Genomic DNA, 13,433 nt, shown 5'->3' on the forward strand with positions numbered 1-13,433 from the left:
GCAGCAGTTTCGCTGATGTTGCGCGGATCTTGGAGGTGCGGGAGCGGGAGCCCGGGGGTCAGACCTTGTCGCCCAGCTTGACCTGGGGCGCCGGAGCGCGCATCCGCCGGAAGGTGATCGACCGCATGACCGCGTAGAGGAAGAGCGAGCCCATCCGCTGGTCGGTCTTCGGGAAGCGCTCCCGGACCAGCTTGCTGATCTTGCGGCAGATCAGCACCGAGTCGACGACCACACCCAGCGCCAGCGCGCCCCAGAGCACGTTGGAGATCAGTCGGACCAGCGGCGGCATTGCCGCGTTCGACCCGACCAGCACGATCAGCGCGCCGCCGAAGAACCAGGTGCCGACGGTACGCCGGGAGTCGACCACGTTACGGGCCAGCAGCCGCTCCGGGCCACGGTCGCGGGGGCCACCCTCGCGGCGGAACTCCGACGCCGCCTCGGCGCGCAGTTGACGGCGACGCTCCCGCTCCTCCTCCTTGGTGAGGGGACGCGTGGGGCCGGCCGGGCGACGGCCGGCGGTCGGCCGCTTGGGCGTCTCCCGACCCTTGGCCGGGGTGTAACCCCGGGAACGCTCAGCGGTCTCCTCGGGGGTCACCGAGGTGACGGCCTCGTCGACGAGGTCGGTGGACTTGCGGCGAAAGAGCGACGGCACGCGGCAAGGGTAGCCAACGGTCCGCGCCCGGTGCACATCGCGGTACAACGGCCGACGGCTCCAGGTCGCAGCGCGACCTGGAGCCGTCGTATCCGAACGAGAGGTGACCGAGGTTACGGACGCTCGGCGTGCGCTCCCAGGTCGGCGAGCTTCGCCTCGAAGTCCTCGTAGCCCCGGTTGATCAGGTCGACGCCGTACACCCGGGAGGTGCCCTCGGCCGCGAGCGCCGCGATCAGGTGGCTGAACCCGGCCCGCAAGTCCGGGATGACCAGGTCGGCGGCGTGCAGCTTGCTCGGCCCGGCGATCACCGCGGAGTGCTTGAAGTTACGCCGGCCGAAGCGGCACGGGGTGCCGCCGAGGCAGTCCCGGTAGACCTGGATGTTGGCGCCCATCGAGTTGAGGGCCTCGGTGTAGCCCAGCCGCTGCTCGTAGACCGTCTCGTGGACGATCGACAGGCCCCGGGCCTGGGTCAGCGCCACGACCAGCGGCTGCTGCCAGTCGGTCATGAAGCCGGGGTGCACGTCGGTCTCCAACGCCACAGCGTTCAGCTCGCCACCCGGGTGCCAGAAGCGGATGCCGCCCTCCTGGCCGGGGTCGCCCAGCTTCGGCGCGCGGGCGTCGGTGACCTCGTACTCGCCGCCGACCGAGCGGAAGATGTTCAGGAAGGTCATCATGTCGGCCTGCTGTGCGCCCAGCACCTCGACGTGACCACGGGTCGCCAGGGCGGCGGCCGCCCAGCTCGCCGCCTCGATCCGGTCCGGGATCGGCCGGTGGGTGTAGCCGTGCAGCTTGGGCACGCCCTGGATCTCGATCACCCGGTCGGTGTGGACCTTGATGATCGCGCCCATCTTCTGCAGGATGCAGATCAGGTCGATGATCTCCGGCTCCACAGCGGCGTTGCGCAGCTCGGTGACGCCCTCGGCCATCACGGCGGTCAGCAGCACCTGCTCGGTGGCGCCGACGCTCGGGTACGGCAGGGCGAACTTGGTGCCGTGCAGCCCGTTCGGCGCGGACAGGTGCAACCCCTCGGGCCGCTTCTCGACAGTGGCGCCGAACTCGCGCAGCGCCTGGAGGTGGAAGTCGATCGGGCGCGGGCCGATGTGGCAGCCACCCAGATCCGGGATGAACGCGTGCCCGAGGCGGTGCAGCAGCGGGCCGCAGAACAGGATCGGGATCCGGCTGGAACCGGCGTGCACGTTGATCTGGTCGGTGCTGGCGCTCTCCACGTTCGCCGGGTCGAAGACGAGCTCGCCGTCCTCGGTGCCGTCGGTGACCTTGACGCCGTGCAGGCCGAGCAGACCTCGCACCACCTCGACATCGCGGATCTTGGGCACGTCGAACAGCCGGCTCGGGCTGTCGCCGAGCAACGCGGCGACCATCGCCTTCGATACCAGGTTCTTCGCGCCGCGCACGCGGATCCGCCCTTCGAGCGGAGTGCCTCCGTGCACAACCAGGACGTCGTCGGTCAACGCAACCTCCAGCGCGTCGGTGCTGCCGTGTTGATGGTGGGGTGCCTGAACGTCATCGCTACCCCGGATGCGGCCATGTCGAAACGGCCCGCGTGTGTCGTCGCTTGGGCAGCATAGCCCTCGGTGACGAAAAAGGACTCGGTCACATCGGCGTGTGTGGCATTAATCGGTGATCCGGCACTTTTGCGTACCAAGAGCGCTACGGATCGTGATCAGGACGCCGTCGGCGGCGGAGTGTCCGCGCCGGGCAGCGCGAGCATCTGATCAAGCGCCACCCGGGCGTGGTGCGCGGTGTCGGCGTCCACCGTGATCTGGTTGACGACCCGGCCCGCGACCAGCTCCTCCAGGGCCCAGACCAGGTGCGGCAGATCGATCCGGTTCATCGTCGAGCAATAGCAGACTGCCTTGTCCAGGAACATGATCTGCTTGTCCGGGTGCGCCAGCGCGAGCCGGCGGACCAGGTTCAGCTCGGTGCCGAGCGCCCACGCCGAGTCGGCCGGAGCCGCCTCGATGGTCTTGATGATGTATTCGGTGGACCCGACGTGGTCGGACGCCGTGACCACCTCGTGCCGGCACTCCGGGTGGACCAGGACGTTGACACCGGGCACCCGCTCCCGTACGTCGTTGACGCTCTCCAGCGTGAACCGGCCGTGCACCGAGCAGTGCCCCCGCCACAGGATCATCTTCGCGTCGCGCAGCTGCTCCGGGGTGAGCCCGCCACCGGGCTTGTGCGGGTCGTAGAGCACGCAGTCGTCCAGCGACAGGCCCATCTCCAGCACCGCGGTGTTACGGCCCAGGTGCTGGTCCGGCAGGAAGAGCACCTTCGACCCGTGCTCGAAGGCCCAGTCCAGGGCGCGCTTGGCGTTGGACGAGGTGCAGACCACGCCGCCGTTGCGGCCCACGAAACCCTTGATGTCGGCCGAGGAGTTCATGTACGTCACCGGCACCGTGTCGCCGGCGATGCCCAGCTCGGTCAGCGTGTCCCACGCGGCCTCCACCTGGCCCAGCACGGCCATGTCCGCCATCGAGCAACCCGCCGCGAGGTCGGGCAGGATCACCCGCTGGGTGTCGGTGGTGAGGATGTCGGCGCTCTCGGCCATGAAGTGCACGCCGCAGAAGACGATGTACTCCGCGTCCGGGCGGGCCGCGGCCTCCCGGGCCAACTTGAACGAGTCGCCCGTCACGTCGGCGAACTGGATCACCTCGTCGCGCTGGTAGTGGTGCCCCAGCACGAAGACCTTGCTGCCCAGCTTCGCCTTCGCGGCGGTGGCACGGGCCACCAGATCCGGATCGCTGGGCGCCGGCAGGTCGCCCGGACACTCGACGCCGCGCTCGGTGTCGGGGTCGCTGCCCCGGCCGAGCAGCAGCAGAGCCGTCGCCGTGTTGGAGGGTTCCACCCAGGTCGAAGTCACGTAGCCCATGGTCCCACAGCGCGAGCGCGACGCAGCCTCGCTCGGTGTGGGCTGCCACACTGCTCGGCATGCGCGTGCTGCTCTGCCCGGACAAGTTCGCCGGCACCCTGTCCGCACCGGAGGTGGCCGCCGCCGTCGCCGCCGGTTGGCACACCGTCACCGACGGAGACGATCTGCTGATCCGACCGCTCGCCGACGGCGGCCCGGGCTTCGTGGAGGTGCTCGCCGAGGCCCTCGGCGGCCGGCGGGTGCCAGTGCCGACTGTCGATCCGCTGGGCCGGCCGGCGGCCGGTGAGATCCTGCTCACCGCCGACGGCTCGACCGCCTACCTGGAGAGCGCGCAGGCGTGTGGCCTGCACCTGCTCTCCGCGGCCGAGCGCGACCCGAAGACCACCACCTCGTACGGGCTGGGGCTGCTGGTGGCCGCCGCGGTGGAGAGCGGTGCCCGCACCGTGGTGATCGGGCTCGGCGGCTCCGGCACCAACGACGCCGGCGCCGGCATGCTCGCCGCGCTGGGCGTGACCCCCCTCGACCAGGGCGGCGCCGCTCTGCCGTACGGCGGGGCGGCGCTCGCCGCGATCGACGCGCTGGACGGCGCGCCCCGGCTGCGCGGCGTCCGGCTGGTCGCGGCCACCGACGTGGACAACCCCCTGCTCGGCCTGCACGGCGCCAGCAACGTGTTCGGCCCGCAGAAGGGCGCCGACCGCGCCGACGTGTTGCTGCTCGACGCGGCCCTGGAGCGTTTCGCGGCGGTGCTGGAACGGGACCTGGCCGGCTGCCCGGCGGGGCTCGGCGCGCTGCCCGGGGGCGGGGCCGCCGGCGGCCTCGGCGCGGCGCTCCTCGCCCTGGGCGGCGACTGCGAGTCGGGGATCGGCCTGGTCACCCGGGCCACCCGACTCGACACCGCGCTGGACACCGCCGACCTGGTGATCACCGGAGAGGGGTCGTTCGACCACCAGTCGCTGCGCGGCAAGGTCGTCGCCGGGGTGGCCGGCGCCGCCCGCGACCGGGGAGTGCCCTGCGTGGTGGTGGCCGGGCAGGTGAGCACCGGCCGGCGGGAGGCCGCCTCGGCCGGGGTGACCGACGCGTACAGCCTGGTGGAGCACTTCGGCGGCGAGGAGGGCGGCGGGCTCGACGCGGCGCTGAGCCGGCCCGCGGAGGGGTTGCGCGAACTGGGTGCCCGGCTGGCCCGGCAGTGGAGCCGCTGAGCGTCCCGAGCGCCGTGCGCCCGCCCCGAGCGAGGGCCTACCTGCGGCGGGGGTCACGCCACGCGGGTGAGCACGGCCAAGGCGGCGTACGATCGGTTGAGGACCACAACCGGGAATCACTGGACGGCGCGCGACGTTGGCCAGTGCGTCCGGACCCAAACCGCGCAGGGAGACTTCCACGTGACCACGCCAGCGCAGACCGAGTCGACCGAGGCCAAGGCCCCTACTTCCGTCGTCCTCACCGACGTCGCGGCGCAGAAGGTCAAGGCCCTGATCGAGCAGGAAGGCCGCGACGACCTGCGGCTCCGCGTCGCCGTGCAGCCGGGCGGCTGCTCCGGCCTGCGGTACCAGCTCTTCTTCGACGAGCGTTCGCTCGACGGTGACGTCGTGACCGACTTCGGTGGTGTCGAGGTCGTCGTCGACCGGATGAGCGCCCCGTACCTTTCCGGCGCGACGATCGACTTCGCCGACCGGATCGACGCCCAGGGCTTCACCATCGACAACCCCAACGCGGGCAGCTCCTGCGCCTGCGGTGACTCGTTCAACTGAGTCACACCACACACCAGCGACGATGGGGCCGTTCTTCGGGACGGCCCCATCGCCGTACCGGTCGGCTGTCGCACCGGTATGGGAGCGGTCCCGAAGAGGGCGGTGGCGGGCCGGTTGCCGTTGTCCGACCGAGCGGTGACCATCGCGTTGCCGTCCCGGTAGGCTGACCGCGCCCTGCTCCCGACCCCGAGGGTTGACATGAAGATCGCCGTCACCGGCTCGATCGCCACCGATCACCTGATGAGCTTCCCCGGTCGCTTCGCCGACCAGCTCATCGCCGATCAACTGCACAAGGTTTCCCTCTCCTTCCTGGTGGACGACCTGGTGCTCCGCCGCGGCGGCGTGGCGGCGAACATCTCCTTCGGGATGGGTCAGCTCGGCCTGCGCCCGGTGCTGCTCGGCGCGGTCGGCGCCGACTTCGCCGACTACCGCTCCTGGCTGGAGCGCCACGGCGTGGACTGCGACTCGGTGCACATCAGCGAGGTGGCGCACACCGCCCGCTTCGTCTGCACCACCGACACCGACATGTGCCAGATCGCGTCGTTCTACGCCGGTGCGATGAGCGAAGCCCGCAACATCGAGCTGGCCCCGGTCGCCGACCGGCTGGGCGGTCTGGACCTGGTGCTGGTCGGCGCGAACGACCCCGAGGCGATGCTGCGCCACTCGGCCGAGTGCCGCACCCGCGGGTACGCCTTCGCCGCCGACCCGTCCCAGCAGCTCGCCCGGATGCCCGGCGAGGACGTGGTGGCGCTGATCGAAGGCGCCGAGTACCTGATGACAAACGACTACGAGAAGTCGCTGCTGCAGAGCAAGGCGCAGCTCAGCGACGACCAACTGCTGGACCTGGTCAAGGTGCGGGTCACCACGCTGGGCAAGCACGGTGTCGAGATCGCCGGGCGCGACATCGACCCGATCCACGTACCGATCGCGCGGGAGATCCGCGCGGTCGACCCGACCGGCGTCGGCGACGGCTTCCGGGCCGGCTTCTTCACCGCGCTCTCCTGGGGTCTCGGCCTGGAACGCGCCGCCCAGGTCGGCTCGCTGCTGGCCACGCTGGTCCTGGAGACCGTCGGCACCCAGGAGTACGACGTCCGCCGCGACCTGTTCGTCAAGCGGCTCGCCGAGTCCTACGGCGACACCGCAGCGGAAGAGGTCCGCCCGCACCTCCTCCCGGCGTAGCCCCGTCCCCACGCCGGCGATCTTGCACTTTCTGTCGCCGCATCGCGGCTTCTGCACCCTTTTGTCCACGCAGAAGCTGCAAGATCGCCGGGGTGATCGGGGTTAGTGGGTGCGGCGGATGTCGTGGGCGGGGCCGTCCGGGCCGTTGACGGACCCTAGGAACTCCTGGCCGCGCATCCGACACCAGGCGGGGATGTCGACCGCCGCCGCCGGGTCGTCGGCCAGCACCCGGACCACGGTGCCGACCGGCACCTCGGGCATCCGTCGCGCCGCCGCGATCACCGGCAGCGGGCAGCGTTGCCCCCGGCAGTCGATCACCTCGTCCGGCATCGTCACAGCCCCACCACCCCGGCTTCGGCACGCAGCCCGGCGACGATCCCCGGCAGCTCGGTCAGGAACCGCTCCACGTCCGCCTCGGTCGTCTCGCGGTGCAGGCTGACCCGCACGTTGCCGTGCGAGAGCACCCCCATCGCCTCCAGCACGTGCGACGGACGCAACGTGGACGAGGTGCAGGACGAGCCGGACGACACGGCGAAGCCCCGCCGGTCCAGGGCGTGCAGCAACGCCTCTCCGTCGACGTACAGGCAGGAGAAGGTGACCAGGTGGGGGAGCCGGAGCACCGGGTCGCCGACCACCTCCACGTCGGGCACCTCCGCCGCTACCCGCTCCCGGACCCGGTCCACCAGGTCGGCCAACCGTGTCGCCTCGGCCGCCGCGTCGGCCGCCGCCGCCCGCAGGCTCGCCGCCGCCGCCACGACCGCGGGCAGGTTCACCACCCCGGGGGTACGTCCGCTCTCCCGCTCGTCGGCCGGCCAGGGTGACTCCCAGCGAGTGCCCTTCCGGACCGCCAGCACCCCCACGCCGGGTGGCCCACCCCACTTGTGGGCGCTCGCCGTGAGCACCGACCAGCCGGCCGGCAGGGGCACCCGGCCCACCGACTGCGCCGCGTCCACGTACAGGGGCACACCCACGTCGGCGCAGGCCGCCGCCGCCTCGGCGACCGGCTGCACCGTCCCCACCTCGTGACTGGCGGTGATCAACGCGGCAAGCGCGACCCCCGGGGCCCGAACGGCACTCGACCACGCGGTCAGGTCCAGCCGGCCCAACCGGTCGACCGGCACCGCGACGGCCGTCCCGCCCGCGCCGACGTGCCGTTCCGCCGCGTGCAGCACCGCCGAGTGCTCGATCGCCGAGTGCACCAGCGTCGACCCGACCCGGCGCCGCCCCGCCAGACCGCCGAGCACCGCGCCGTGGGCCGCGGCCGTACCACTGGGGGTGAAGGAGACCTCGTCGGCGCGGACACCGAGCGTCAGCGCGGTGGCCTCGCGGGCCGCGTCGAGCAGTTGCCGGGCCCTGCGGGCCTGCGTGTACAGCTTGCCCGGGTCGGCCCAGCCGTCGTCGAGCGCGGCCAGCAGAGCCTGCCGCGCGACCGGATGCATCGGCGCGGCGGTCGCCGCGTCCAGGTAGACCGGGGATGCGCTCACAGACCAAGACGCTATCGCGGCGGTATGCCTAGGATCCCCCCGATGGGGGTCGGACAGTGACCCCACCACGGCCGAGTCCGTCATGGTCGAGTAATCTGCGACCGTCGGTGACGCCTTTGCCGCGGGTGCTGAGGAACGACGCACCGCGGCGCGCTAGGGAGGCAGGACCAGGTGGTCGCAAGGAGTTCGGAGGTACGGCCGTCGGCCGTACGGCACAGCGCTTCCCCAGGGGTTGGTGGACGCCGGGGGCGTGGTGCTGGTCGCCTGGCCGGGCTCGGTCTCGGTGGCGTGGCGTTGCTGGTTCTGCTCACGGGCTGTGACGTGGGTCAGACGTTCCACGGCTTCGGCTGGCCGCAGGGCGGCATCTCGCCGGAGTCCAAGCGGATGTACGACCTGTGGATCGCCTCCTGCATCGCCGCGCTCGCGGTCGGCGTCTTCGTGTGGGGCCTGATCTTCTGGTGCGTCGTGCGCTACCGCAAGCGTGGCAACGCGCTGCCGGTGCAGACCCGCTACAACATGCCGATGGAGTTCCTCTACACCATCGCGCCGATCCTGATCGTCTCCGTGCTCTTCTACTACACGGCGATCGTGCAGACCGACGTCGACAAGTTGTCGAAGAACCCGGACGTCACTGTCGAGGTCGTCGCGTTCAAGTGGAACTGGCAGTTCAACTACCGGGACGGCCAGGGCACGGAAGCCCGCACCACCGCGTCGACGCTCGGCACCAGTGAGGTCATCCCGGTGCTGGTGCTGCCGACCAACCGGTCCATCCGGTTCGAGGAGACCAGCCGCGACGTCATCCACTCGTTCTGGGTGCCGGAGCTGCTCTTCAAGCGCGACGTCATGCCGGGCAAGATCCGCAACGTGTTCGAGGTTTCGAGCCTGGACGCCGAGGGTGCCTACGTCGGGCGCTGCGCCGAACTGTGCGGCAGCTACCACGCGTTCATGAACTTCGAGCTGCGGGTGGTCTCGCCGGAGAAGTACGACCAGTTCCTCGCGGCCAAGCAGAGCGGCAAGTCCACCCAGGATGCGCTGTCCGCGATCGGTGAGCAGCCGTACGCGTCGACCACGCAGCCGTTCGACACGCGGCGGACGCAGGACAACTTCAACCCGGACGACGTTCCGGCCCGCACGGGAAGCTGAGGCAGCCGCATGAAGACCGAGTGGCGTATCTTCCTGATCATCGCCGGGTTCCTCTTCGGTGCCACCATCCTCTACGGCGCCTGGACGCACGGGGAGTCGGGCGGCGTCGAGTGGGTCGGCACCGTCGCCCTGCTGTTGTCGTTCCTGCTCTGCTCGATGTGCGGTGGCTTCTTCTGGTTCGTGTCCCGCCGCATCGACCTGCGCCCGGAGGACCGCCCGGACGCCGAGATCGCCGACGGCGCCGGTGAGGTCGGCTTCTTCAGCCCGGGCAGCTACTGGCCGTTCGGTCTGGCGCTGGCCGCCGCGATCGCCGCGCTCGGCATGGTGTTCTGGCAGTACTGGCTGATCGGTGCCGGCCTGCTGGCCGTCGTCTTCTCCGCCTGTGGGCTCCTGTTCGAGTACTACAGCGGCACCCGGCGTACCGCCGAGCACTGACCCACCCGGTCGCCGTCGCGACCGACCCGGCACGACGAAGGCCCGTTCCCCGAGTGGGGGAGCGGGCCTTCGGTCATGCGCCACCCCGCCTCGGGTGGTCCGGCGGCCAGGGGTTAGGCGGCGCGGCGGGCGGGCTCGCGTCGGCGGGCGGCCAGCCGGGTGACCGGGAAGGCGAACGTGCCGACCATCACGGCTGCGCCGCAGTCGGTGCAGACCAGCTCAGGACAGTCGGTGCCGTGGCTGTCGACGCAGGGCGGCGCCTCGAACAGCGCCACGCCCTCGCAGACGTCGCAGTAGAGCTCGCGATGCGACACGGGCGTCTCCTCTCGGATACCAGGCGGACCGCCCCCGGATGCGACAGTGACGCACCGACGGCAGCAGAGAACTACTCAGCTGTAGTTTCCCAGACGGGTCCGACAAATCTCCGCGCACGGTCGCCCGCTGGTCGGCATCCGCGCGTGATCCACTCGACGTCAGTGAAGTCGGGGCATTCGAGCTGCCCGGACACCACGGATTCACAAAACCCGAGTCGATCACCGCCCGAGACGCCGCCGCCCGCGGACGCTGGCCGGCGGGCCGGGTGGTGGTGAGGTCGGGCGGCGGTGAGGTCAGGCGGCGGTGGCGGTCTCGATCCAGCGGTCCAGGGTCGCGGCGGCCGCGCCGGAGTCGATCGACTCGGCCGCACGGGCCAGGCCGGCGCGGAGCGCCTCGGTCAGGTCGCCGTCCAGCGGGCCCTGGGTGGCCAGCGCCGCCGCCGCGTTGACCAGCACCGCGTCCCGGACCGGGCCCGTCTCGCCGGCCAGCAGGCGACGGGCCACGCCCGCGTTGTACGCGGCGTCACCGCCGCGCAGGTCGGCGAGGGTGGACCGGGGTACCCCCAGGTCGGTCGCGTCCAGCACGGCCTCGCGTACGGTGCCGCCCTGGGCCGCCCAGATCCTGGTCGGCGCGGCAGTGGTGAACTCGTCCAGCCCGTCCTCGCCGCGCATCACGATCGCCGAGTCGCCACGGGCCGCGAACACGCTGGCCATCACCGGGGCCATCCGCAGGTCGAAGCAGCCGACCGCGCCGGCCCGAGGGCGGGCCGGGTTGGTCAGCGGGCCGAGGAAGTTGAAGAAGGTGGGCACGCCCACCTCGCGGCGGACCGGGCCGGCGTGCCGCATCCCGGGGTGGAAGCGGGCCGCGAAGCAGAACCCGATGCCGGCCTCCTCGACACAGCGGGCAACCTGCTCCGGGCCGAGATCCAGCGGGATGCCGAGGAACTCCAGCAGGTCGGCGGTGCCGCACAGGGAGGAGGCGGCCCGGTTGCCGTGCTTCACCACACGGACGCCCGTGCCGGCTACCACCAGCGCCGTCATCGTGGAGATGTTCACCGTGTGGGCGAGGTCACCGCCGGTGCCGACCACGTCGAGCGCGGTACGGCGCAGCTCCTCGGGGAGCGCCACCGGGACCGCGCGACCGAGCATCGCCTCCACCAGGCCGGCCAGCTCCGCTGGGGTCTCACCCTTGGCCCGCAGCGCCACGGCGAAGGCGGCGATCTGCGCCGCGCTCGCCGAGCCGGTCATGATCTCGTCCATCGCCCAGGCGGTGTCGGCGGTGGAGAGTTCGTCACCGCGCAGCAGCGCGTTGAGCAGGTGCGGCCAGGTCCGATCGCCCATGGCGGGCCTCCCGAGCATGCGAAGTGCGGGTGGGCTGGAACCGGCGCCGAGGAGATCCGGCGCCGTGGGGGTGCCGGAGGAGCGTGGGACGTCAGGCGGGTGCGTGCGTCCGCAGCAGCTCGGCCACCGTGCCGCCGGTGGTCACCGGGTCGAGCGGGTGCACCAGCGTCGCGTCGACCTCGGCGTACGCGGCGAGCCATCGGTCGGCGGCGCGGGCGATCACCAGGCAGGTCGGGGGAGCGTCGTCCCGGTCGTCCTTGACCTGACGCGCGATGCCGATGCCACCGCCAGGGCTCGCCTCACCGTCGAGCAGCAGCAGGTCGATCTCGTAGTCGTCGACCAGCCGGATCGTCTCCGCGTAGGTCGACGCCTCGACGAACTCGATCTGCAGACCGGGCGCGGGACGGGTGCCGACAGCCATCCGCATCCGATCACGGACCTGCGGGTCGTCGCTGTAGAGCAACACGGTGCAAAGACGATCGGTCATGCCGGAACTCCCACCTCGTAGCTGCCCGCAGATCGTACCGGTCGGCGTGACGTAGCCGACATCCCGCCCGGCGTCGCGCGTCGGGGCGTACCGTCCGGGCAGCTCAGGCGGGCGCGGCGTCGGCGGCGCGTTCGCGGGCCTCCTGGCGGTCCAGCTCGCGGTCGACCCGGCGGGCCTCCCGCTCGGACTGCTTGACCCACTGCACCACCAGCACCGCGAGCATGGTCACACTGACGAACTCGCCACCGGCCCAGAGAATGCCGCCGGCAACCACCTGGTCCTGCCACGGGTCGACCCAACCGAGGTTGAGCGACGGGTACCAGTCGCCGCCGAAGAGCGTGCTGCTCTGCATGATGGTGAGGCCGAGCACTGTGTGGAACGGCACGGAGAGCAGCATCAGCAGCGCACGCGCCGGGTACGGCCAGCGGCCTGGCAGCGGGTCCAGGCCGAGCAGCGGCCAGAAGAACACGCAGCCGGTCATGATGAAGTGCGCGTGCACCAGCTCGTGCGCCCAGGCGTGTTCGAGGGTGTAGCGGTACAGATCACTGAAGTACAGCACGAACGGGTTGACCACGAAGATGGCGAACGCCACCAACGGGAAGCTGTAGACCCGGGCGACGCGGCTGTGCACGATCGCGAGCAGGCGCTTGCGCGGCCCGACCGGCAGGGTCCGCAGGGCCAGGGTCATCGGCGCGCCCAGCGCCAGGAAGATCGGCGCCACCATGGAGAGCACCATGTGCTGGATCATGTGCACGGACAGCAGCGCGGTGTCGTACGCGTGCAGCCCGCTGACCGTGACGAGCGCGATGCCGCCCAGGCCGGGGCCGAGGAAGAACACGGTACGGGCGACCGGCCAGCGGTCGCCCCGCAGGCGCAGCCGGTACACCCCGTAGAGGTACAGGCCGGCGGCGAGCACCAGGCCGAGGGCCAGCCAGCTGTCCAGCCGGGTCTCGGTCAGCACCGCGCCGACGGTGAACGGCGGCGGGGCCGAGGTGGCGGCGAAGATCGGATCGACGTGCAGCACGCTTTTCAGGCTAGGCCAGGCGAACCGGACCCTGACGCTCGGGCCACGGAAGGCGCAGGTTTGCCACCCCGCTGATCGGCGGCCCCGGTCAGGGGCAATAATGACGGCGTGACTGCGGCCCCAGCCATTGACAAGAGCCGGATCCACTCTCTGACCCGACCAAACATGGTCAGCGTCGGGACGATCGTGTGGCTCTCCAGCGAACTCATGTTCTTCGCGGCGCTGTTCGCGATGTACTTCTCCATCCGCGCGGCTGCGCCGGAGCAATGGGAGAAGCACACCGAGGCGCTGAACATTCCGTACGCGACCACCTTCACGGTGATCCTGGTGCTGTCCTCGGTGACGTGCCAGCTCGGCGTCTTCGCGGCGGAGAAGGGTGACGTGCACGCGCTGCGGCGCTGGTTCACCGTCACCTTCGTGATGGGCCTGATCTTCGTCCTCGGCCAGCTGAACGAGTACCGGCACCTGGTCGCCGACGGCATCAAGATCAACGGAGACGGGTACGGGTCGGTGTTCTACCTGACCACCGGCTTCCACGGCCTGCACGTGACCGGTGGTCTGATCGCCTTCATCATCTTCATGGTCCGTACGACCATGGGCCGGTTCACTCCGGCGCAGGCGACGTCGGCGATCGTCGTGTCGTACTACTGGCACTTCGTCGACGTCGTGTGGATCGGGCTGTACGCCATGATCTACTGGCTCCAGTGATCTTGCGCGTCACATTCCGCGCTGCTGC

Annotated in this window: 15 protein-coding genes; 6 read left to right on the forward strand and 9 right to left on the reverse strand. The window is 71.1% G+C overall.

Annotated elements, in window-relative coordinates:
• Window positions 1–58: 58 nt before the first annotated feature.
• The 3 genes from OG598_RS01870 to nadA all read right to left on the reverse strand — a co-directional run bounded on the left by OG598_RS01870 (window position 59) and on the right by nadA (window position 3,533).
• Entirely contained in the window at window positions 59–652 is a 594-nt protein-coding gene (locus OG598_RS01870; protein ID WP_112676699.1) for a DUF3043 domain-containing protein, read from the reverse strand.
• A 113-nt stretch (window positions 653–765) separates the two neighbouring features.
• Window positions 766–2,133 carry a UDP-N-acetylglucosamine 1-carboxyvinyltransferase gene (gene murA, locus OG598_RS01875; RefSeq protein ID WP_247669761.1) on the reverse strand — a complete coding sequence of 456 codons (1,368 nt, stop codon included), beginning with the start codon at window positions 2,131–2,133 and terminating at the stop codon, window positions 766–768.
• A 200-nt stretch (window positions 2,134–2,333) separates the two neighbouring features.
• Window positions 2,334–3,533 carry a quinolinate synthase NadA gene (gene nadA, locus OG598_RS01880; RefSeq protein WP_328652772.1) on the reverse strand — a complete coding sequence of 400 codons (1,200 nt, stop codon included), beginning with the start codon at window positions 3,531–3,533 and terminating at the stop codon, window positions 2,334–2,336.
• A 68-nt stretch (window positions 3,534–3,601) separates the two neighbouring features.
• On the opposite strand from nadA, the gene OG598_RS01885 reads away from it, so the two are divergent.
• The 3 genes from OG598_RS01885 to OG598_RS01895 all read left to right on the forward strand — a co-directional run bounded on the left by OG598_RS01885 (window position 3,602) and on the right by OG598_RS01895 (window position 6,469).
• Window positions 3,602–4,741: a glycerate kinase family protein gene (locus OG598_RS01885; RefSeq protein ID WP_328655242.1), complete on the forward strand. Its 1,140-nt coding sequence runs from the start codon at window positions 3,602–3,604 to the stop codon at window positions 4,739–4,741.
• A 180-nt stretch (window positions 4,742–4,921) separates the two neighbouring features.
• Window positions 4,922–5,290 (forward strand): iron-sulfur cluster insertion protein ErpA, encoded by a 369-nt coding sequence (erpA, locus tag OG598_RS01890; RefSeq protein WP_091407494.1) that lies wholly within the window; start codon window positions 4,922–4,924, stop codon window positions 5,288–5,290.
• Between the two features lie 198 nt (window positions 5,291–5,488).
• Entirely contained in the window at window positions 5,489–6,469 is a 981-nt protein-coding gene (locus OG598_RS01895; protein ID WP_328652773.1) for a carbohydrate kinase family protein, read from the forward strand.
• A gap of 102 nt (window positions 6,470–6,571) precedes the next feature.
• Here the strand turns inward: OG598_RS01895 and OG598_RS01900 are convergent, their stop codons facing one another.
• Window positions 6,572–6,805, reverse strand: a complete 234-nt coding sequence (locus OG598_RS01900; protein WP_328652774.1) for a sulfurtransferase TusA family protein — start codon at window positions 6,803–6,805, stop codon at window positions 6,572–6,574.
• Window positions 6,802–7,953, reverse strand: coding sequence for a cysteine desulfurase family protein (locus tag OG598_RS01905; protein ID WP_328652775.1), 1,152 nt, complete (start codon window positions 7,951–7,953; stop codon window positions 6,802–6,804). Before OG598_RS01905 ends, OG598_RS01900 begins: the two co-directional genes overlap by 4 nt.
• A gap of 171 nt (window positions 7,954–8,124) precedes the next feature.
• Between OG598_RS01905 and ctaC the strand changes: the two genes are divergently transcribed.
• Both ctaC and OG598_RS01915 read left to right on the forward strand, forming a co-directional pair.
• Window positions 8,125–9,096, forward strand: a complete 972-nt coding sequence (gene ctaC / locus OG598_RS01910; protein ID WP_328652776.1) for an aa3-type cytochrome oxidase subunit II — start codon at window positions 8,125–8,127, stop codon at window positions 9,094–9,096.
• A gap of 9 nt (window positions 9,097–9,105) precedes the next feature.
• Window positions 9,106–9,531, forward strand: a complete 426-nt coding sequence (locus OG598_RS01915) for a cytochrome c oxidase subunit 4 (RefSeq protein WP_196918976.1) — start codon at window positions 9,106–9,108, stop codon at window positions 9,529–9,531.
• Between the two features lie 113 nt (window positions 9,532–9,644).
• Here OG598_RS01915 and OG598_RS01920 read toward each other — a convergent pair whose 3' ends face one another.
• The 4 genes from OG598_RS01920 to OG598_RS01935 all read right to left on the reverse strand — a co-directional run bounded on the left by OG598_RS01920 (window position 9,645) and on the right by OG598_RS01935 (window position 12,697).
• Window positions 9,645–9,845 carry a hypothetical protein gene (locus OG598_RS01920; RefSeq protein WP_328652777.1) on the reverse strand — a complete coding sequence of 67 codons (201 nt, stop codon included), beginning with the start codon at window positions 9,843–9,845 and terminating at the stop codon, window positions 9,645–9,647.
• A 294-nt stretch (window positions 9,846–10,139) separates the two neighbouring features.
• The gene (gene trpD, locus OG598_RS01925; RefSeq protein ID WP_328652778.1) at window positions 10,140–11,186 is read right to left on the reverse strand and encodes an anthranilate phosphoribosyltransferase; all 1,047 of its coding nucleotides are present in this window, start codon (window positions 11,184–11,186) and stop codon (window positions 10,140–10,142) included.
• A 91-nt stretch (window positions 11,187–11,277) separates the two neighbouring features.
• Window positions 11,278–11,673, reverse strand: a complete 396-nt coding sequence (locus OG598_RS01930; protein WP_091407513.1) for a hypothetical protein — start codon at window positions 11,671–11,673, stop codon at window positions 11,278–11,280.
• 103 nt (window positions 11,674–11,776) lie between these two features.
• Complete coding sequence (locus OG598_RS01935) at window positions 11,777–12,697, reverse strand: cytochrome c oxidase assembly protein (protein ID WP_442931446.1); 921 nt, start codon at window positions 12,695–12,697, stop codon at window positions 11,777–11,779.
• Between the two features lie 108 nt (window positions 12,698–12,805).
• On the opposite strand from OG598_RS01935, the gene ctaE reads away from it, so the two are divergent.
• Window positions 12,806–13,405, forward strand: coding sequence for an aa3-type cytochrome oxidase subunit III (gene ctaE, locus OG598_RS01940; protein WP_091408043.1), 600 nt, complete (start codon window positions 12,806–12,808; stop codon window positions 13,403–13,405).
• Window positions 13,406–13,433: the final 28 nt, after the last annotated feature.

Source organism: Micromonospora sp. NBC_00330 (assembly GCF_036136635.1).
Taxonomy (GTDB): Bacteria; Actinomycetota; Actinomycetes; order Mycobacteriales; family Micromonosporaceae; genus Micromonospora; species Micromonospora salmantinae.